Annotated in this window: 21 protein-coding genes; 13 read left to right on the forward strand and 8 right to left on the reverse strand. The window is 71.7% G+C overall.

Annotation, left to right across the window (positions count from 1 at the left end):
• A complete protein-coding gene (locus F6B42_RS14585) occupies positions 1 to 444 on the reverse strand; it encodes a hypothetical protein (RefSeq protein ID WP_150420480.1) in 444 nt (147 codons plus the stop codon).
• A gap of 147 nt (positions 445 to 591) precedes the next feature.
• On the opposite strand from F6B42_RS14585, the gene F6B42_RS14590 reads away from it, so the two are divergent.
• The 7 genes from F6B42_RS14590 to F6B42_RS14615 all read left to right on the forward strand — a co-directional run bounded on the left by F6B42_RS14590 (position 592) and on the right by F6B42_RS14615 (position 6,345).
• Positions 592 to 1,689 (forward strand): acyl-CoA dehydrogenase family protein, encoded by a 1,098-nt coding sequence (locus tag F6B42_RS14590; RefSeq protein WP_223878546.1) that lies wholly within the window; start codon positions 592 to 594, stop codon positions 1,687 to 1,689.
• Entirely contained in the window at positions 1,683 to 3,059 is a 1,377-nt protein-coding gene (locus F6B42_RS14595) for a bifunctional PIG-L family deacetylase/class I SAM-dependent methyltransferase (RefSeq protein ID WP_150420481.1), read from the forward strand. Before F6B42_RS14590 ends, F6B42_RS14595 begins: the two co-directional genes overlap by 7 nt.
• Positions 3,056 to 3,772, forward strand: coding sequence for a glycosyltransferase (locus F6B42_RS14600; RefSeq protein ID WP_223878547.1), 717 nt, complete (start codon positions 3,056 to 3,058; stop codon positions 3,770 to 3,772). Before F6B42_RS14595 ends, F6B42_RS14600 begins: the two co-directional genes overlap by 4 nt.
• Positions 3,772 to 4,017, forward strand: a complete 246-nt coding sequence (locus F6B42_RS15155) for a DUF7882 family protein (RefSeq protein WP_449560155.1) — start codon at positions 3,772 to 3,774, stop codon at positions 4,015 to 4,017. The genes F6B42_RS14600 and F6B42_RS15155 overlap by 1 nt, the downstream gene beginning before the upstream one ends.
• Before the next feature lie 47 nt (positions 4,018 to 4,064).
• Positions 4,065 to 5,657 (forward strand): AMP-binding protein, encoded by a 1,593-nt coding sequence (locus F6B42_RS14605; protein ID WP_150420482.1) that lies wholly within the window; start codon positions 4,065 to 4,067, stop codon positions 5,655 to 5,657.
• A gap of 54 nt (positions 5,658 to 5,711) precedes the next feature.
• On the forward strand, positions 5,712 to 5,918 hold the full coding sequence (locus F6B42_RS14610; protein ID WP_150420483.1) for a hypothetical protein: 207 nt from the start codon (positions 5,712 to 5,714) through the stop codon (positions 5,916 to 5,918).
• 103 nt (positions 5,919 to 6,021) lie between these two features.
• The gene (locus tag F6B42_RS14615; protein ID WP_150420484.1) at positions 6,022 to 6,345 is read left to right on the forward strand and encodes a hypothetical protein; all 324 of its coding nucleotides are present in this window, start codon (positions 6,022 to 6,024) and stop codon (positions 6,343 to 6,345) included.
• Here F6B42_RS14615 and F6B42_RS14620 read toward each other — a convergent pair.
• Together F6B42_RS14620 and F6B42_RS14625 are read right to left on the reverse strand one after the other, a co-directional pair.
• Positions 6,264 to 6,842, reverse strand: coding sequence for a sigma-70 family RNA polymerase sigma factor (locus F6B42_RS14620; protein ID WP_150420485.1), 579 nt, complete (start codon positions 6,840 to 6,842; stop codon positions 6,264 to 6,266). The genes F6B42_RS14615 and F6B42_RS14620 overlap by 82 nt on opposite strands.
• 123 nt (positions 6,843 to 6,965) lie before the next feature.
• Positions 6,966 to 7,304 carry a hypothetical protein gene (locus F6B42_RS14625; protein WP_150420486.1) on the reverse strand — a complete coding sequence of 113 codons (339 nt, stop codon included), beginning with the start codon at positions 7,302 to 7,304 and terminating at the stop codon, positions 6,966 to 6,968.
• A gap of 176 nt (positions 7,305 to 7,480) precedes the next feature.
• Between F6B42_RS14625 and F6B42_RS14630 the strand changes: the two genes are divergently transcribed.
• Entirely contained in the window at positions 7,481 to 8,695 is a 1,215-nt protein-coding gene (locus F6B42_RS14630) for an alcohol dehydrogenase catalytic domain-containing protein (protein ID WP_150420487.1), read from the forward strand.
• A 21-nt stretch (positions 8,696 to 8,716) separates the two neighbouring features.
• On the opposite strand, the gene F6B42_RS15040 is transcribed toward F6B42_RS14630, so the two are convergent.
• Complete coding sequence (locus F6B42_RS15040) at positions 8,717 to 9,319, reverse strand: excalibur calcium-binding domain-containing protein (RefSeq protein WP_223878548.1); 603 nt, start codon at positions 9,317 to 9,319, stop codon at positions 8,717 to 8,719.
• 94 nt (positions 9,320 to 9,413) lie between these two features.
• Here F6B42_RS15040 and F6B42_RS14880 point away from each other — a divergent pair, with 94 nt between their 5' ends.
• Together F6B42_RS14880 and F6B42_RS14645 are read left to right on the forward strand one after the other, a co-directional pair.
• Positions 9,414 to 10,136 carry an LPXTG cell wall anchor domain-containing protein gene (locus F6B42_RS14880; protein WP_191089406.1) on the forward strand — a complete coding sequence of 241 codons (723 nt, stop codon included), beginning with the start codon at positions 9,414 to 9,416 and terminating at the stop codon, positions 10,134 to 10,136.
• A 99-nt stretch (positions 10,137 to 10,235) separates the two neighbouring features.
• Positions 10,236 to 11,246, forward strand: a complete 1,011-nt coding sequence (locus tag F6B42_RS14645; protein ID WP_150420489.1) for an SDR family oxidoreductase — start codon at positions 10,236 to 10,238, stop codon at positions 11,244 to 11,246.
• Positions 11,247 to 11,275: 29 nt separating this feature from the next.
• On the opposite strand, the gene F6B42_RS14650 is transcribed toward F6B42_RS14645, so the two are convergent.
• Positions 11,276 to 12,103, reverse strand: coding sequence for a phosphatase PAP2 family protein (locus tag F6B42_RS14650; RefSeq protein WP_150420490.1), 828 nt, complete (start codon positions 12,101 to 12,103; stop codon positions 11,276 to 11,278).
• Between the two features lie 62 nt (positions 12,104 to 12,165).
• Between F6B42_RS14650 and F6B42_RS14655 the strand changes: the two genes are divergently transcribed.
• Positions 12,166 to 12,927, forward strand: coding sequence for a hypothetical protein (locus F6B42_RS14655; protein ID WP_150420491.1), 762 nt, complete (start codon positions 12,166 to 12,168; stop codon positions 12,925 to 12,927).
• 12 nt (positions 12,928 to 12,939) lie between these two features.
• Entirely contained in the window at positions 12,940 to 13,863 is a 924-nt protein-coding gene (locus F6B42_RS14660) for a hypothetical protein (RefSeq protein WP_150420492.1), read from the forward strand.
• Here the strand turns inward: F6B42_RS14660 and F6B42_RS14665 are convergent.
• Genes F6B42_RS14665 through F6B42_RS14675 form a run of 3 tightly spaced genes read right to left on the reverse strand, consistent with a single transcriptional unit; the run spans position 13,860 to position 16,546 of the window.
• A complete protein-coding gene (locus tag F6B42_RS14665; protein WP_150420493.1) occupies positions 13,860 to 14,660 on the reverse strand; it encodes a DNA-formamidopyrimidine glycosylase family protein in 801 nt (266 codons plus the stop codon). The genes F6B42_RS14660 and F6B42_RS14665 overlap by 4 nt on opposite strands.
• Positions 14,653 to 15,030, reverse strand: a complete 378-nt coding sequence (locus F6B42_RS14670) for a PLD nuclease N-terminal domain-containing protein (protein ID WP_150420494.1) — start codon at positions 15,028 to 15,030, stop codon at positions 14,653 to 14,655. Before F6B42_RS14670 ends, F6B42_RS14665 begins: the two co-directional genes overlap by 8 nt.
• Before the next feature lie 49 nt (positions 15,031 to 15,079).
• Positions 15,080 to 16,546: a protein adenylyltransferase SelO gene (locus F6B42_RS14675; RefSeq protein ID WP_150420495.1), complete on the reverse strand. Its 1,467-nt coding sequence runs from the start codon at positions 16,544 to 16,546 to the stop codon at positions 15,080 to 15,082.
• Positions 16,547 to 16,730: 184 nt separating this feature from the next.
• On the opposite strand from F6B42_RS14675, the gene F6B42_RS14680 reads away from it, so the two are divergent.
• Positions 16,731 to 18,059, forward strand: coding sequence for an HNH endonuclease (locus tag F6B42_RS14680; RefSeq protein WP_150420496.1), 1,329 nt, complete (start codon positions 16,731 to 16,733; stop codon positions 18,057 to 18,059).
• Positions 18,060 to 18,062 lie beyond the last annotated feature (3 nt).

An 18,062-nucleotide genomic window follows, 5' to 3' on the forward strand; every position in this document is an offset into this window, starting at 1 on the left:
CTACGGGGTCAAGGGGTCCGCTTCCTTCGCCGGGGTCCGCGCGTAGTAGGTGCCGTCCTGCTCGGCGACGGCCCAGTCGCCGCAGAGCGCGACCGTGTCGATCGCGTAGATGTCGGGAGCGTCGTCGACCTCCATCGTGGGCGCGGAGAGGCGGTCGGTCTCGCGGCAGCCGTCGAGGCCCTCCGCGCTGACGAAGAGGAGCGACTCGGTGCCGTCGGCGCGAGTGGAGGCGACGCGTTCGATCTCGCGCGCGTCCGCGGGCAGCCAGTCCAGCGCTCCACCGCGGGCCTGCGCGAGCTCCTGCGGGTTGGCGTACGCGGCCTCGGCGCGTCCGTAGGCGAGGTCGTCGACGGCCGAGCATCCGGCGAGCGTGAGCATGATGGCGACCATTCCGACCAGGGCGGTGCCGGCGGGAACCTCGCGCGAGAGGCTGAATCTTGTCATGCCACCGACGCTACGGACCGCATGCGCTCGCGCCATCGCCCGCCCGGATGACGCCCGTACCTCGCGAGGATGAACTCGGCACCATGGGGATGCGGCGCCGCTAATCAAGACCCGTGAGTCATCCGCCGTTCGCGCGATGATGAGTCGATGCCCGATCCGATACCCGACCCGTTGCCGGCCCCGTCGCTCGATCCGCTGCTCGATCACCCTGTCGCGCTCGCGGCCGCCGACGAGGTCGCCGGTTTCGGCACCGACGTCGCCGCGACACTCGCCTGGGCGGTGTCCGCCGGCGGCGGGCGAGACGTCGAGCGCGACCTCATCGACGACTGGTCGCTTCTCGCGTCGGTCGCCGCCCGCGACGTCGGCGCCGCCCGCATCCTCGAACCGCACCTCGATGCGCTCGACATCCTCGACCAGGCTCGACGCGATGGGCTCGACGTCGATCTCGCTCGCCTCGGCGCCGGCCCCGAGTCGTCGTGGGGCGTCTTCGCCGCCGAGGGCTCCGGAATGCGCCTCGATGCTCACGAAGGCCCGGACGGATGGCTCCTGTCGGGCACGAAGCCGTGGTGTTCGCTCGCGCAGCACCTCACCCACGCCCTGATCACCGCCTGGGTGGGCGACGAGCGCAGACTCTTCGCCGTGGCGTTGAGCGGTGCCGAGGTCGTTCCGCGGAGCGGCCCGTGGCACGCCCGCGGCCTCAGCCAGGTCGTCAGCGCCCCGGTCGACTTCGCCTCGGCGGGCGCGGTTCCGGTCGGCGCGCCCGGGTGGTACCTCCACCGTCCCGGCTTCGCGCGCGGCGGTGTCGGCGTGGCCGCCTGCTGGTGGGGCGGCGCCGTTCCGCTTCGCGCGGCACTGCTCGACGCCGCGAGCCGGCCGAACGCCGACCAGCTCTCCCGGGTCCACCTCGGCCGCGTCGACACCGCGCTGTGGACCGCGCACCTCGCCCTGCGATCCGCGGCAGAGGCAATGGATACCGTGGCGAGGGCCACGGTTGCCGGGGATGGGGCATCCGGTCGTCACGCCGATCCGGCGACGCTCGCCGGACGCGTCCGCTCGGTCGTGGCGGATGCCGTCGAGACGACGCTCGCCGAGACCGCCCGAGCGCTCGGGCCGCTCCCGCTCGTCGCCGACGAGTCGCACGCCCGGCGGGTCGCCGACCTGCAGATCTACGTGCGCCAGCACCACGGTGAGCGGGATCTCGCGCGCATCGGGGCAGCCGTGCGCGAGGGCCGCGGCGCATGGTGAGCTTCAGCCACCGCGACCCCGGCACCGCGGAGGAGATCTGGACCGCGGCGTTCCCGGAGCGCGAGCTGCCGAGGCTGCCCGAGAACTTCGACCATCTCGTCGTCGTCGCCGCGCATCCCGACGACGAGACGCTCGGCGCCGCCGGCCTGATGTCGCGCACCGCCGGTCGCGGCGCCGCCGTGACGGTGATCATCGCGACCGACGGCGAGGGGTCGCATCCCGAGTCGCCGACGCATACGCCCGCCGATCTCGCCGCGATCCGCCGCGACGAGGCCACGCGGGCTGTGCGCAGCCTCAGCCCCACGATCGGATGCCGCTTCCTCGGCATCCCCGACGGCGGCACCGACGACCACCGCGACGAGATCGCGACCGCCATCCGCGGGGCACTGAGGGGGGCGCTGAGCGACGCGCTCGAGAGCACCGATCGCGTCCTCGTCGTCTCGCCCTGGATCGGCGACGGGCACCGCGACCACCGCGTCGTCGGCGAGGTCGTCATCGAGGTGTGCGCCGAGCTCGACGTCCCGTCGCGCGGGTATCCGATCTGGCTGTGGCACTGGGGCTCGCCGGGCGACGTGCCGTGGGATCGGGTCGAGCTCGTCGACGTCGACGACGAGACCGCGGCCGCCAAGCGGAACGCGATGCGACTGCACCGCAGTCAGGCCGAAGCGCTGTCTTCGGCGCCGGGCGACGAGGTGATGCTGCACGACGGGATGCAGCGGCACTTCGACCGGCCCGTCGAGGTCTTCGTGCGTCCCGCCGCCGCCAGCTTGACCCGCGACTTCTTCGACGCGTTCTATCGGCGGAACGCCGACGACCCCTGGGGGTTCGACTCGCGCTGGTACGAGCAGCGCAAGCGAGCCCTCACGATCGCGAGCCTCCCGCGCCCGCGATATCGTGCCGCGCTCGAGCTGGGCTGCGCGACCGGGGCGCTGACCGCCCTCCTCGCCGATCGATGCGACGACGTGCTCGCACTCGACATCGCCGACGCGCCTCTCGCCGCCGCGCGGCGCCGCCTCGGCGAGCGCGCGAACGTCCGTCTCGCCCGAGCGGCCCTCCCCCGGGAGTGGCCCGACGGCGTCTTCGATCTCATCGTGCTGTCGGAGGTCGGCTACTACTGGGGAGCGGGCGACCTCGCTGAGGCGGTGCAGCGCATGGCCTCCTCGCTGACATCCGACGGGAACCTCGTCGCCTGCCACTGGCGTCACCCGGTCGCGGAGTACCCCCTGTCGGGCGACGAGGTGCACGCCGCACTTCGGGCGGAGCCCACTCTGGCCCGCCTCGTCGTGCACGAGGAGGAGGACGTCGTGATCGAGGTCTTCGGACGTCCGGGGTCGCGGTCCGTCGCCGCGGAGACGGGGCTCATCCCGTGAACGCGACCTCGGTGGCCGTCGTCGTCCCGGTGCACGACGAAGCCGCCCTTCTCGGCGAGTGCCTCACCGCGATCGCTCGCGCGGTCGAGGAGGCCCGGCGAACGCGCCCCGGCATCCGTGTCGTCACGGTCGTGGTCCTCGATGCCTGCACGGACGCCTCGGAGGAGATCGCGCTGTCCTCGCCCGTGGAGATCGTGCGGATCGCCGCGCGGAACGTCGGCACCGCCCGGCGCGTCGGTGTGAGCGCGGCGCTCGAGGCGCTCGGCGACCCCGCGCCGGGCGAGACCTGGGTCAGCACGACCGACGGCGACTCCGCGGTCCCGTCGTCCTGGCTCAGCCATCAGCTCGAGCTCGCCGCGGACGGCGCCGACGTCGTGCTCGGAACCGTCCGACCCGATTTCGCCGATCTGACGCCGGAGCATGCCGCGCACTGGACCGCGACCCACCCGCGGGGTCTTCCGGCGGGGAACGTCCACGGCGCGAATCTCGGCCTGCGGGCCGACGTCTATCTCGCCGCCGGGCAGTTCGCCGACCTCGACGAGCACGAGGATGTCGCGCTCGTGCGTGCCGCCCGCGCGGCGGGCGCTCGCGTCGAGGTCACCGACGAGAACGAAGTGGTGACCTCCGGCCGGTTCATCGGGAAGACACCCGGCGGATATGCGGCCTTCGTCCGCCGGACGCACGAGCGCATCGCGCGGCGCTGCAGCGTCTGATGCACACCGTCCGCCCGTATGGCGCACGGCGACGGCCGGGCCCGGATCGAGATCCAGGATCGCGCGCTCGCGCACCATCGGAGCAAAGCCCTCGCCGCGGCGAGGGCTTCTTCTTCGCCTGGCGTGAGGACGTCTCGGTCGGCGGCGGACGTCGGTCGATCTGGGTCCATCGCGACAGCGACCTCGAGTTCCGCTATCAGGACGCCCGGGCGCTAGCCAGAAGTTCTCCTCCGCACCGAGAATGAGGGAGCGTGCCGCATCCGCCGCGGCGTCCGTTTCGAAGGAGAAACACGTGTTCCTCAGCCCGTACCCCGACGTCGACATCCCCGACCAGAGCATCTACGACTACCTGTTCGGCTCACTGGAGGATGCGGACCTCGATCGCGTCGCGCTCATCGATCCCGACACCACCGCCGAAACGACCTACCGCACGCTGCGCGCGCAGGTCGACGCGTTCGCGGGAGCGCTGGCGGCGCGCGGCGTCGAAGCGGGCACCGTCGTGGCGATGCTGTGCCCGAACGTCCCGGCGTTCGCCACGGTGTTCCACGGCATCCTGCGTCTCGGGGCCACCGTGACGACGATCAACTCGCTGTACACGGCGCACGAGATCGAGGCGCAGCTGCGCGACGCGGGCGCGACGTGGCTCGTGACGGTGTCGCCGCTGCTCGCGCCCGCGTCCGAGGCCGCGCGCGCGGCCGGCATCGACGACGACCACCTCGTCGTGCTCGACGGAGCCGGGCACCACCCCGACCTCGCGACGCTCCTCGGCGAGGGTCGCACGCCGCCGAGCGTGTCGTTCGATCCGGCGACGCACGTCGCGGTCCTGCCGTACTCGTCGGGGACGACGGGCAATCCGAAGGGCGTGATGCTCTCGCACCGCAATCTCGTCGCGAACGTGCAGCAGTGCCGGGTCAGCATCCGGCTCGACCGGGACGACCGCGTCCTCGCGGTGCTGCCGTTCTTCCACATCTACGGGATGACGGTGCTGCTGAACCTCGCGCTCCGCCAGCGCGCGAGCCTCGTGACGATGCCCCGATTCGACCTCGTCGCCTTCCTCCGGAACATTCAGACGCACCAGTGCACGTTCCTCTTCATCGCTCCCCCGATCGCGGTCGCGCTCGCGAAGCACCCCGTCGTCGACGACTTCGACATCTCGAGCGTTCACAGCGTGTTCTCCGGGGCGGCGCCGCTGGACGGCGAGACCGCCGAGGCGGCGGGGCGCCGCATCCACGCCCAGATCTTCCAGGGGTACGGCATGAGCGAGCTCAGCCCCGTGTCGCACGCCATCCCGCCGGAGCGCGGCGATACGCCGGTCAGCTCGGTCGGGATGCTGCTGCCCAACGTCGAGGCCAAGCTGGTCGACCCCGAGACCGGCGACGAGCTCGAGGCGCACGACGACGACGGTCTCACCGAGCCGGGCGAGATCTGGGTGCGCGGGCCGAACGTCATGCTCGGCTACCTGGGGCGACCGGAGGCGACCGCCGAGACCATCGATGAGGACGGCTTCCTCCACACCGGCGACATCGCGGTTCACCACGTCGACGGCTACTTCACGATCGTCGACCGCCTCAAGGAGCTCATCAAGTACAAGGGCTACCAGATCGCTCCGGCCGAGCTCGAGGCGCTGCTGCTGTCGCATCCGAAGATCGCGGATGCCGCGGTGATCGGCGTCCTCGACGACGATCACCAGGAGATCCCGAAGGCGTTCGTCGTGACACAGCCCGACTCGGGCCTGACGGAGGACGACGTGATGGCGTTCGTGGCCGGCGAGGTCGCCCCGCACAAGAAGGTGCGGCGGGTGGAGTTCATCGACGCGGTCCCGAAGTCGACGTCGGGCAAGATTCTGCGGAAGGATCTGCGCGCCCGCGAACAGCAGCGGAAGTGACGGGCGCGTAGGCTGGCCGTTCCGCGACGGACGGACAGGCGGAAGGAACCGACGATGTCGACGAAGCGCGCTCGCCCGATCCTCTTCTGGGTCAGCTACGCGGTGATGCTCGGCATGGCGCTGATCGTCGGATTCGGTGTGGGCCCCCACCTGGCGCATCCGAGCTTCGCGTTCATCGCGCAGCTCCTGCTCGCCGGAGCATGGGTGACGTGCTTCTACCGCTACCGTCCGTGGGGTCGCCGGCAGACCGACCACGCGTAGCGCGCACGGCGTTCGCTCCTCCCCCGGGGCTCCTCCGAACGGGTGATCCCCCTTCGTGCAGATGTTCGAATGTCGTGTCGGTCGGTCGTGGTTGAATTGCTGCATGACATCGAACGGGCGGGATGCGGGCGGGGCCAGCGGTGACCTCGCCTCGCCGCACGCGTCTCACGTGCTGCAACTCGCCGGCGTGCGCGAGCGCAAGCACGCCGTCGACGTTGAAGAGACCCGGGCCCTCGCCGCGGTGGGGGGCCAGCGGGCGAGCTTCCTCATCGAGCCCGACGGCTCTCAGCTCACCCTGATCGGCGAGCAGGCACTGGGTGACCCCCCGCTCCCACCGGTCGCGACTCAAGCGGCTGATGCCGGCGTCGCCTTCCGCAACCGCGTGATGGCGTCGCGCATGCGCGACTTGATCGTCCCGAGCGGCTGACCCATCATCGCGGCGATCTCCGCCTGCGTGTGGCCCGAGAAGTACGCGAGCGCCAGCACCTGCTGCTGCGCCTCCGACAACGTCGACATGTGCAGCCGCAGCTCGTCCACCTGCCGACGCAGGTGCAGCTCGTCGATGATGTCCGCGCCCGGGGTGGCCGCGACGCGTGCCCCGTCGGCGAGATCGCGATCCGTCGCGGCGCGCACGGCGCGCACGCAATCCACCGCGCGGCGATGCGTCAACATGAGGATCCACGACTTGGGGCGCCCCTTTGCGAGGTCGAAGGATGCCGCATCCTTCCACACCTGCAGGAACACCTCCTGCACGACTTCCTCAGCGAGGTGGTGACTGTTCGTCACGCGCAGCGCCAGCCCGAACGCCGCGCGGGAGGTCGCGTCGTAGAGCTGCGCGAAGGCAGCGCAATCACCCTCGGCGACGCGCGCCATCAGCGCACCGAGATCGACCCCTTCGGGGGCCGCTGCGATCACTTCAGACATGAGTGAATAGTGCGCCGTTCACAGCCGGACTTTTAGCGCTTGAGATTCCTACTCAGACCGTGTAGGAAAATCCAGTCACGTGAATACATCGGCGCGGCAGCGTCGCCGCCTTCACTGGCGAGATCAGTCCTCATCCTCGTCGTGACCGACGGACTTGGCCTCGAGGAAGGCGCACAGTTCGGCCGCCACAGTGAACTCGGCGGCCAAGGCATGCATCTGGAAGCTGCTGAGGATCGTGAAATCCGGCTGCGGCTCGATCGTGATACGCCACTGCGCATCACCGATCTCGATCGGCTCCATGAACACCGACACCGACGAGTTCGCGAGCGGCACGACGACCAGACCGGTGTCGGAACCCTCCGATCCGTCCTGGACGAGCACGCGGATGAGATCTCCGGCACCGCGCTGCTCGTGGAACTCCGCCAGCCAGCGCTCCAGGGTGTTCTTACTGCGGAAAGGCATGGATTCCTCGACGATCAGGCGCGTGAGCGCAGGGGGGACGTCGGAATCCTAACCCGACGGCTGCCGGTGCGGGACGCGGAATTCGGGGCGTCACATGCGGGCGTGATCCGCAAGGACATCGGCCGCACGCGGCACGACGCGTAGCGTCGCCGACTCATACGAACGAAGGAGCGACCATGAAGGCTGTCGTGTGGCACGGCATCGGCGATATCCGACTCGACGAGGTCGACGATCCGGCGATCCAGGACGGTCACGACGCGATCGTCCGCATCACCCGCAGCGCCATCTGCGGGACCGATCTCCACTTCGTGCGCGGCACGATGGCCGGCATGAAGGAGGGAACGATCCTCGGCCACGAAGCCGTCGGAGTCGTCACCGAGGTCGGCGATCACGTCCGCGGATTCCAGCCCGGCGACCGCGTCGTGATCAACTCCACGATGTCGTGCGGCGCGTGCTCGTACTGCCGCGACGGACACACCGCGCAGTGCGACGTCGCGAACCCGAACGGCCCGCAGGCCGGCACCTGCTTCTTCGGCGGACCCGAGACCACCGGCCCCGTCGATGGGCTGCAGGCCGAGTACGCCCGTATCCCCTGGGCGCAGAACACGATGTCGAAGCTGCCCGCCGGCGTCAGCGACGAGCAGGCGATCCTGCTCTCCGACATCTTCCCCACGGCGTGGTTCGGCGCCCAGCTCGCCGGTGTGAGTCGCGGCGACATCGTCGTCGTGCTCGGCGCCGGCATCGTCGGACAATTCGCGGTCGCCTCGGCCTTCCTACAGGGCGCGGGCCGCGTGATCGTCGTCGACGGCCTCGCCGACCGCCTCGCCGCAGCGCGCACCCTGGGCGCCGAGATCGTGAACTTCACCGAGGAGGACCCGGTTCAGACGGTGCTCGCGCTCACGAACGAGATCGGTGCCGACTGCGTCATCGATGCCGTCGGAGTGGATGCCGAGCGGCCGAAGTCCGGGCCCGCCGCCGTCTCGAGCGACGAGGCCGCGGCCTTCGACGCCGAGGTCGCCGAGATCGCTCCCGACGCCGACCCGCAGGGAGACCTCTGGCAACCCGGAGACGGCCCCTCGCAGGCGTCGCGCTGGTCGGTCGAGATGGTCAGGAAGTACGGCCGCATCGGCATCATCGGCGTCTACTCACCGGCCGCCGAGACGTATCCCATCGGCCAGGCCATGAACAAGAACCTCACGGTCCGCATGGGCAACTGCGATCACCACAGCGTCACGCCGCCGCTCATCGAGCTCGTCGCCTCAGGCGCCTTCGACCCGACCGCGCTCATCACCGAGCACGAGCCGCTCGTCGACGCGATCGACGCCTACGAGGCGTTCGACCGACGCGAGCCCGGCTGGATCAAAGTCGCGCTCACGACCGACGCGACCTGACCGCCGGCGCGGCGGCACCGGTCACTCGCAGCCGATGCCGTCGCCGTCGCGGTCGAGGTGCCGCCCGTAGCCGGGCTCTCCGGAGCGGATCGGCGCCGCCCCCGCGTTCCGCACCGCGGTGCAGTTCTCGTACGAGACGACGATCGTCGCGGGCGCGGCGGGTGCGGCGGGCGCCGGGGCCTGCACGGCCGGCGCCGTCCGCACCGAGAGCTGGCCCTCGAGGTCCGCGATGCGCGCGGCCCGCGCGTCGAGTTCCGTCTGCGTCCCGGTCGCGGCGGTCTGCATCTCCGTGACCTGCGCCGTGGCCGCGGCGAGCTCGCGCTTCGCGGTCGCGAGATCGGCGCGCGCATCGGCGAGCTCGGAACTCGCGTCGGACAGCGCGGCATCCGACTCCAGGGCCACGGTCTCGGCATCGTCGACGTCGACCTCGAGCGTCGAGACCTGTCGCTTCAGCTCGGTGATCTCCGAGCCGGCACCGGAGCCTCCCGCGCCGGCGCCGACGATCAGGCCGGCCACCAGAGTCGATGCCGAGACGATCAGGGCCGCTTTGCGCGACATCGGTCGACGCAGGAACGGCGTCCTGCCTTCGGGCTCGCTCGCATCCGTCATGATCTGTTCCCCCATCCGGCCGACGCTCCCCAGCGACGACCCGGCGTCATCCTCGCCGATCGGGGGACCTCGACGCGGCCTCGCGAGCCGGATCCCCGGAACCCAGCCCGTGACCGTGCTCGGCGGCGCATGGCTGACCGTCGCGACCTTCGCCGACGACGCCGACGTCATCCAGTTCGTCACCGTCCGCCAGACCGACGAGGATGCCACCGCCGAAGATCTGGTCGTCACCGTCGAGCTCCCGTCTGTGCCGCCGCTGGCCGCTCCCGTCATTACGAGCCCCGCCGCCGGCGAGGTCGTGACGGGCGACCGCGTCACCTTCCGCGGCACCGGACAGCCCGGAGCGTTCATCGGACTGCTCGTGGTCCCCACGTCTCTCGCGCAGGACCTCCTCGACGAGCTCGCCGCATCCGCAGACGATTCCCCGGTCGGCGAGGCCGAGGTCATGGCCCTCGCCGCGGCCCCCGCGGCAGCGCCGGAGCCGGCGAACCCCGCCGACCCGATCCCGGTCGCGGCCGACGGCACCTGGTCGGTGACGCTCGCGCTCCCCGCCGAGAACTACACCGCGATCGCGATCCAGGCGCTGAACGCCGAAGGCACGGTGGGCCTCTCGGCACCGTCCGCTCCCGTGGCGTTCAGCCTCCAGCCGGCACCCGTCGCGGTTCCGGCGGGCACCGGCACCACCGGCACCCCGGCCGCGTCGGGCCCGTCGCGCACTCTCGCCGCCACCGGCGGGGAGGACATCTCCGGGCTCGCGGGCATCGGCATCCTGGCGCTCATCGCCGGCGCCGCAGCGATCGTCGTCGGAAACCGCCGACGCGTCACCACCTGACCGGAGGTTCTAGTCCATCCGCGGCCGCGGGGCAACAGCACAGCTGTCCCCGCGGCCGCGGCCAACAATGGGCGCACACCATCAGCGGAGGAGATCGTCATGGCTCGAACGGATGCGCGCGGAGTCGCCGTCGTCACCGGAGGCAGCGCAGGATTGGGACGCGCGATCGTCCGCGAGCTGGCGGACCGCGGCTGGGACGTCGCCGTGCTGGCCCGCGGCGCCGACGGTCTCGACGGCGCCGTCTCGGATGTCCGCGCTCGGGGCCGCCGGGGCCTCGCGGTCTCGGTCGACGTCTCCGACGGCGCCGACGTCGAACGAGCCGCCGACTCGGTCGAGCAGGAGCTCGGCGAGATCGACCTGTGGGTCAACAACGTCATGTCGGGCTCGATCGCCACGTTCCTCGACACGACACCCGAGGACTTCGAGCGCGCCACGGCGGTCACCTATTTCGGCGCCGTCAACGGCACCCGCGCCGCGCTCACCCGCATGCGGCCCCGCGACCGCGGGCACATCATCCAGATCGGCTCGGCGCTCGCGCACCGCGGCATCCCGCTGCAGTCCGCCTACTGCGGCGCGAAGCACGCCGTCCACGGCTTCACCGACTCCGTCGTCTCCGAGCTCACGCACGAGGGCAGCGCGGTCGCGGTCTCGATCGTCGACATGCCCGCGCTGAACACGACCCAGTTCGGCTGGGTGAAGTCGAACTTCCCGCACCACCCGCAGCCCGTGCCGCCGATCTACCAGCCCGAGGTCGGAGCCCGCGCGGTCGCCGATGTCGCCGACAAGCCCCGACGGCGCACGTGGGTCGGCAACTCGACCGTCGCGCTCATCCTCGGCACCCGCGTGGCCGGTCGGTTCCTCGACTGGTACCTCGCGAAGAACGCGTGGGAGGGCCAGTTCGCCCCGGACGCGCAGGCGTCGACCTCATCGCCCAACCTCTACGAGCCGGTGCCCGGCGACCACGGCGCCCACGGCGCGTTCGACGACAAGGCCCGCGGCGAGAGCCTGCAGACGTGGGCGATCCGACACCGCACGCCGCTCTACACGGCGGCAGGTGCCGCCGCAGCGGCCGTGCTCGCCGTCGGCGGATCGCTTCTGCGGCGGCGCTGAACCGGCTCCGCGAGAGCCGGGGCCGCCGCTCAGACCCGGAAGACCCGGCCGTCCGAGCTGATCGCGGCCGCCGCGAGGCTCGTCAGCACGACGGTGACAGCCATGAGCGCCACGCTCGACACCGTGCTCCACGTGCTCGCCGCATAGCCGAGGGCGAGGGCCACCGCCGAGACGGCGCTGCCGACCAGGAGGAGCGCGGCCGTCGCCGGCGCCGCGATCGTCGTCCCCGGGGCGACGATCGCGCGGCGATTCGGGTTGAGCTGACTCGCGAGGCCCACCACCCCCGCCGAGATCGCGCACCAGCATCCGACGAGCAGGGTCGCCGCGATCACGTCGCTCGGCCGGTGCCAGCCCGCGGCGATGATGCCGACGCCCGCCAGCAGCGCACCCGCGGCCACCACGGGAGCCGCGACGAGCTTGGGCCCGCGGGGCAGCACGAACACGACCGCGCACGCGGCGGCGACGGCGAGCGACACGTGCCCCGAGGGCAGCGAGTTGCCGTACCAGCCGGCATCCGACAGCAGCGCGGGGCGTGCGAGCACCTCGTTCTTCAGCAGCTGCGAGGTGACGGCCGACCCCGCGAACAGCAGCGCCGCGGCGGCCGCCTGCCCGATGCGGCGGCGAACGAGCGCGAAGAGCACGCTCGCAGCGACCACGAGGACGGATGCCGCGGGCACGAACGTCGTGCCGAGATAGCTGCCGAGCCCCACGACCCGGTTCGAGGACTGCCCCATCGCGACCATTGCGGCCTGATCGGCCTCCTGGCCGCGGACGGTGAACAGGCAGAGCGCGACCGTGATCGCGACCGCACCGAGCGGCACGAGGGACTGCAGCAGGTAGGCCGACGCACGCTTCACATCACGGGACGGTAACAGCCGCGTCGATGGCCTTCCTGAGCGCCGTTTGACAGAGTGGAACGATGGCGATCGAAACGACCGACCACTCCGCCCCGATCGATCACGTGTTCCGCACGGTGGCCGAAGACCGCCGCCGCCTCGCCCGGCGCTTCCGCGCGGCCTCCCCCGTCGCGTCGCTCGCGCAATCCGCCTGCTTCGCGCTGCTGATCGCCGTGCCCGCCCTCGGCGTCGGCATTCCGACGATCGTCGCCTTCGTCGCGGTCGTCGGCGCCCTCGTCGGAATCGAGATGCTCTTCCGCCGCCGCCTCGGGATGGCGATCGACCTGCCGGCCGGATGGCGCAGCTGGGTCGCGGGCTTCGCTCTCGCGGTCGTCGTCCTCGGGCTCGCCGTCACGTCGATGATCCTCGCGGTCATCGGCCAGGGCGGCTGGATCGCTCTGACGGCCGGCGCCGGTCTCGTCGTCTCGTTCCTGGGCGTGACCGGCTACGACCGCGCCTACGCCGCCGACGTGATCCGTCCATTCTCGGACGCCCCGCGCGGCGGGCTGCCGCTCGCCGATGCCCAGCGCTTCCGGGTGAGCGCCGCCCTCCGGCCGCTCACGTCGGCGCGCGTCGACGTCCTGGCCGAGACCCTCGGGCACCGGGAGGACGATGCGCAGCCGAGCGTGGTGCACGAGCACCTGACAGCGCTGGAGCGCCGCGGTCTCGTCAGCATCACGCGAGCGGATGCCGCACCCGCCGCCTCACTGACGAAGGCCGGACGTCGCGAGTTCGACGGCCGGCTCGCCGCCGCGGTCGCGTCGGCCGGCGCCGCCACGGCCTGATTGACTGGAGGCATGGCCTTCACCTCGACCAGCTTCCGCCGCGCCTGCCGACGCATCGCCGACCCCGCGCGGGTCGAGCACGTCGTGGTGACGAGCCTCGCGTCGGGCGCGCTCGCGCTCGTCGACCCGAACCGCCGCAGCGCGCGCGGCCGCGTCGCCCTCCGCGCCGCATCGGCGGTGCTGTCGGGGTTCGTCGTCTGGGCCGACATGCGTCGTACCCGCCCGGCATCCGAGACGCTCGGCATCGCCGCGGCCTCGGTCGGCGCGACGCTCGCGTTTGCCGACCTCGGTGACGTGATCGACGGACGCATGCAGCGAGCGCTCGTGCGCGGCGGTGTGCCGCATCCGCGCCTTGCCCTCGCCCTCGGGACGACCGCACTCACCGCCGTCACTCAGACAGCCGCCGAGCGTCTGGCGCCGTCGGATCCGAGCGACGACGGAGTCGATGTCGATGCACCGGACGACGAAACGCTCGTCGATGTGCCCGAGGCCGTGCGCGAGATCGTCGCGGCGCTCCTCGCGCGCGCCGACGGCTGGGGCGCGAGCGAGCTGCGGGCGCAGCTCGACGCCGCCCGCGCGGTCGAATACGCCCACGAGGACGACCCGGCCTTCGTGCCGGCGCTCGGCTTCGCCGTTCCGAGCGACCTGCCGCTCGCGGTGCCGGGCGACGCGCGCTTTCCGGTGATCGGCCGCTTCACGACCCCGGCCGGGCTCGACGTCGACGCGTACCTGATGGTCCAGGAAGGCCATCTCGGCGTCCTCGCCCTCGCTCCCGCCGAGCACGAGGACGGTTTCGCCGGACTCGACGAGCTCGAGCACTGGCCCGCGTCCGACGAACTGACCTTCCTCGTCGAGACCCCCTCGGGCGTCCGTCCGCTCGAGATCGACGTCGAGACCGGCCCCGAGGCCGCGCCCCCGTCCGCCGACGCGCGCTAATCGGGCTCGGGCTGGCAGCGCGGACACCACCACGTGCGGCGACGCTCGGCGTCGTCCGGAACCTCGGCCCGCACCCTCACGGTCGTGCCGCACCGGAGGCACGGGCGGCCCGCGCGCCCGGCGACCCAGTGCGATCGACCGCGCGCGGCATCCCCCGTCGTCACCTGATACATCCCGGGTACCGTCGCCGAGAGGCGCAGGCACCGCGCGGCGAGCTCGACGAGGCGGCCGACATCCGCGCCGCCGATGGGCGCGAACGGGAAGGTCCCCGTCAGGAACGCGAGCTCGTTGACCCAGAGGTTGCCGAGTCCCGCGAGGTTCCGCTGATCGAGCAGCGCGGCGACGAACGGCCGGTCAGGGCGAGCACGGAGGCGCTGTTCCGCCTCGCCAGGGTCCCAGTCCGGGCGCAGTGGATCCGGGCCCAGGTAGCCGAGCAGAGCGGGCTCGTCTGCGGTGGCCACCAGCTCGACGAGCGGGATGTCGATCCCCCACACCGTCGCGCCGTCATCAAGCTGCATCCGCACGCGCACGCGGTGCTGCTCACGGCGCGGCAGCATCCTGCCCGGCCGGGTCACCGTCCACCCGCCCCGCATCCGCAGGTGCGTGTGCAGGCTCTGCCCGCTGTCGAACCGGGTCAGCAGGTGCTTGCCGTGCGTGTCGAAGCCAATGATCCGGACGCCCGCCAGCGACACCCCCGAGGCCGGTCCCGACCTCAGCTCGCCCGTGACGACGACACGGCCGAGGGATGCCGCTTCCAACCGTCCGCGCAGACGGAAGACGCTGTCGCCCTCAGGCAACGGGGTCGATGCCGGAGCGGCGGCGCCGCACCTCGGCCTCGAGCTCCGCGATGCGCATCTCGGCCTCGAGATCGGCGAGCTGCTGCTCGGTCGTGCGCGTCTCGCGCGGCGGCCGGGCGGTCGCGAGCGGCGCCGGGGCGGCCGCGCTCTTCGACCAGCGCCGCGGGTCTCCGAAGCTGATCGCTTCGCTCTGCGGGCCCCACTCGCGACCGATCGCGAACCACAGCACCGAGCCGATGAACGGCATGATCACGATGAGAAGGATCCACACGAGCTTCGGCAGGTGCTTGATCTGGTCGCTCCGCCGCGTGATCGCGTCGACCAGGGCGGCCACCATGACGACGAAGACGATCAGAGCGAGGAACGGCATACCGATCACACTCCCGCATTCCGCGGGCGGAGGGCAAGACCCCGGATGCTCAGGTGCCGCAGAACGTCCGGTAGGCGCCGAAGTCCGCCGGGGCCGGCGACGCGTATCGTTCGGCGCCCGAGCGTTCGGCGAAGGGCGTCGACAGCACCGCGGTCAGCCAGCCGAGCGGCTCGAGGTCCCCGGCGGCCGCGGCGGCGAGCGCCTCTTCGACGAGGTGGTTCCGCGGGATGTAGACCGGGTTCGCGGCATCCATCGTTTCGGCGTCGGGATGCTGCGCGCGCCACCGTTCGAGCCAGGGACCGGGGTCCGCGCCCGCGAGCGCTGCGCGCAGCGGCGCATCGCCGCCGCGGGCCGCCGCCGAGAGCGAGCGGAACGCCGTGGTGTAGTCCGCCCGGGTGACGGCGAGCAGGTCGTGGAATCCGCCCGCGAGCTCCTCGACGGCGTCGTCGGTCACGTCCTCGGGCAGGCCGAGCTTGCGGCGCATGCCGGCGCGGCGCGCCTCGGCGAAGCGCGGACGGAACTCGGCGAGCACCTCCTGCGCGCGGGCGAGGGCATCGTCCGGCTCGTCGGCGAAGAGGGGAAGCAGCGCTTCGGCCAGGCGCGCGAGGTTCCACTCGGCCATGAAGGGCTGATTGCCGTAGGCGTACCGCCCGCCCTGGTCGATCGAGCTGTAGACCGAGGCGGGATCGTACGCATCGATGAAGGCGCACGGCCCGTAGTCGATCGTCTCGCCCGAGAGGGTCATGTTGTCGGTGTTCATGACGCCGTGGACGAAGCCGACCAGCATCCATCGGGCGACGAGCTCGGCTTGGGCCGCGACGACCGACCGGTAGAGCTCGAGCGGCGGGTTCGCCGCGTCCGCCGCCGCGGGGTGATGGCGCGCGATCGCGTAGTCGACGAGCCTCCGGAGGACGCCGAGATCGCCCGTTCCCCGTGCGAACTCCGCGGTGCCGACGCGGAGGTGGCTGGCGGCGGTGCGCGCCAGCACGGCGCCCGGCAGAGCGGACTCCCGCAGCACCTCGGCCCCGGTCGCGACGACCGCGAGCGAGCGCGTCGTCGGGATGCCGAGCGCGTGCATCGCCTCGCTGACGATGTACTCGCGGAGCATCGGACCGACGGCCGCGAGCCCGTCGCCCGCTCGGGCGAACGGCGTCGGGCCCGAGCCCTTCAGGTGCAGGTCGCGGAGCGACCCGTCGGGCGTCAGCAACTCGCCGAGGAGCAGCGCCCGGCCGTCGCCGAGGCGCGGCGAGTAGCCGCCGAACTGGTGCCCGGCGTACGCCTGCGCGACCGGTACCGCATCGGCGGGCGGCGCGGTGCCCACGAGCAGCGCGAGCCCGTCCGGGCTGCGGAGGAAGGCAGCGTCCAGTCCCAGCTCGGCTGCGAGGGCGTCGTTGATCACGAGGGCGCGGGGCGCGGGAGCGGAGGCGGCGCGCCACGGCACGGCGAGTTCGGGCAGCGCGTCGGCGTACTCGTGCGAGAGCCGGACGGTTCGCCCGGCGACATCGGTCGCGGTCATACTCCGAGGCTAGGCGTGCGCGCCACCGCGGGGGCCGATGCGCTGCAAACGGACAGCATGAAAGCGTCGCGCTGTCGGGTCCCGTCGAGGTCGCTTCCTCCACGAGTGTCACCGTAGAGGATCTTTGCACCAATCGATGTTTTGTTCTAGACTCACGTCGGTGCTCGATGGCATCATATAGTCCATGGGGACGAACCGATCAGCGAGCGACGAGGAGTCGTGGGCGCGCATCCGCGCGGAGCTCGACGGTGCTGTGGACGTGTTGCGGGCTCGGGATGCCGCGGAGATCGCGCATCTGCGCAAGCTCGCCGTGCTCGGCCGTGAGGCGCTGTCGATGTCGCGCCGGAACGGCCTGCTGGGTCGTGAGACGGATATGCAGCTGCGGGCTGTTGCGGCTGAGTTCGCCGCGATCGCGCGGTGCGGTGATCGGCGGGTGCAGAACGAGATCGGGCGTGCGCTGGAGGTCGTCGACGGGAATCCGCTTGTGCTCGCCGCGTGGGAGGCCGGCCGGCTCACGGCCAAACACGTCGACGATGTCGTGAAGCTCGGCCGGAACATCCCGGAGGAGAACCACGACGAGTGGCAGGAAGCCGCGATCGCTGTCGCCGAACGGGACGTGCCCGCGCGGGTTCACGGCGCGTTGGAGTCGTTGGCGCAGCACTTCACCGCTCGGACCTTCGCAGAACGCCACACAGCGGCTGTTGCCGACCGGGGTGTGTACCTGCGGGATCTCGGTGACGGGATGTCGGAGCTCACCCTGCGGGGTGCGACGACGCTGCTGGTCGCGATCGATGACCGGCTCAACCAGATGGCCGTGTCGACGATTGACGCCGCCAAGGACGTCGCGGCGGAAGCCCGTGCGGCTGGTGAGGAGCACGAGGCCGACACGCGCACTCGCCAGCAGGTTCGAGCGGACGTGCTCTGCGACCTCGGCCTCACCGGCGGACCCGCCGTCGACCCCGCCCACGGAGTGGACGGGAAGACCTCGCTCGGCGCGATCCGCGCCCGCGTGCAGCTCGTCGTCACCGCCGACACCCTCTCCGGGAAGGACGACCGTGCGGCCGAGCTGGTCGGCGCCGGCCTGATCGACGCCGACACCGCCCGGACCCTGGCAGGAGACGCCACCCTCTGGGACCGGGTATACCTCGACGCCACGACCAAAACGGTGACGCGCGTGGACCAGTACCGGCCACCCGCGGCGTTGCGGAGGATGCTGCAGGCGCGGGATCGGCATTGCCGGTGGCCGGGATGCCACCTGCCCGCGATCCGGTGCGAACTGGATCACTCGATCGACCACGCCCTGGGTGGGCCGACGTGCGAATCGAACCTGTGCAACCTGTGCCAGAGGCACCACTCGATGAAGCAGTTCACCGACTGGATCGTCCTCCAACTCGGCGCCGGCATCATCCAATGGACCTCACCCACCGGACGGGTCTACCGGGAAGACCTCCCGGTCCCATCGGTCTGCTTCACACCGGAATTCGTCGCGGGGCGACCACCGCCACCCTTCTGAACG

This window comes from Microbacterium radiodurans (genome assembly GCF_008710705.1).
GTDB lineage: Bacteria > Actinomycetota > Actinomycetes > Actinomycetales > Microbacteriaceae > Microbacterium > Microbacterium radiodurans.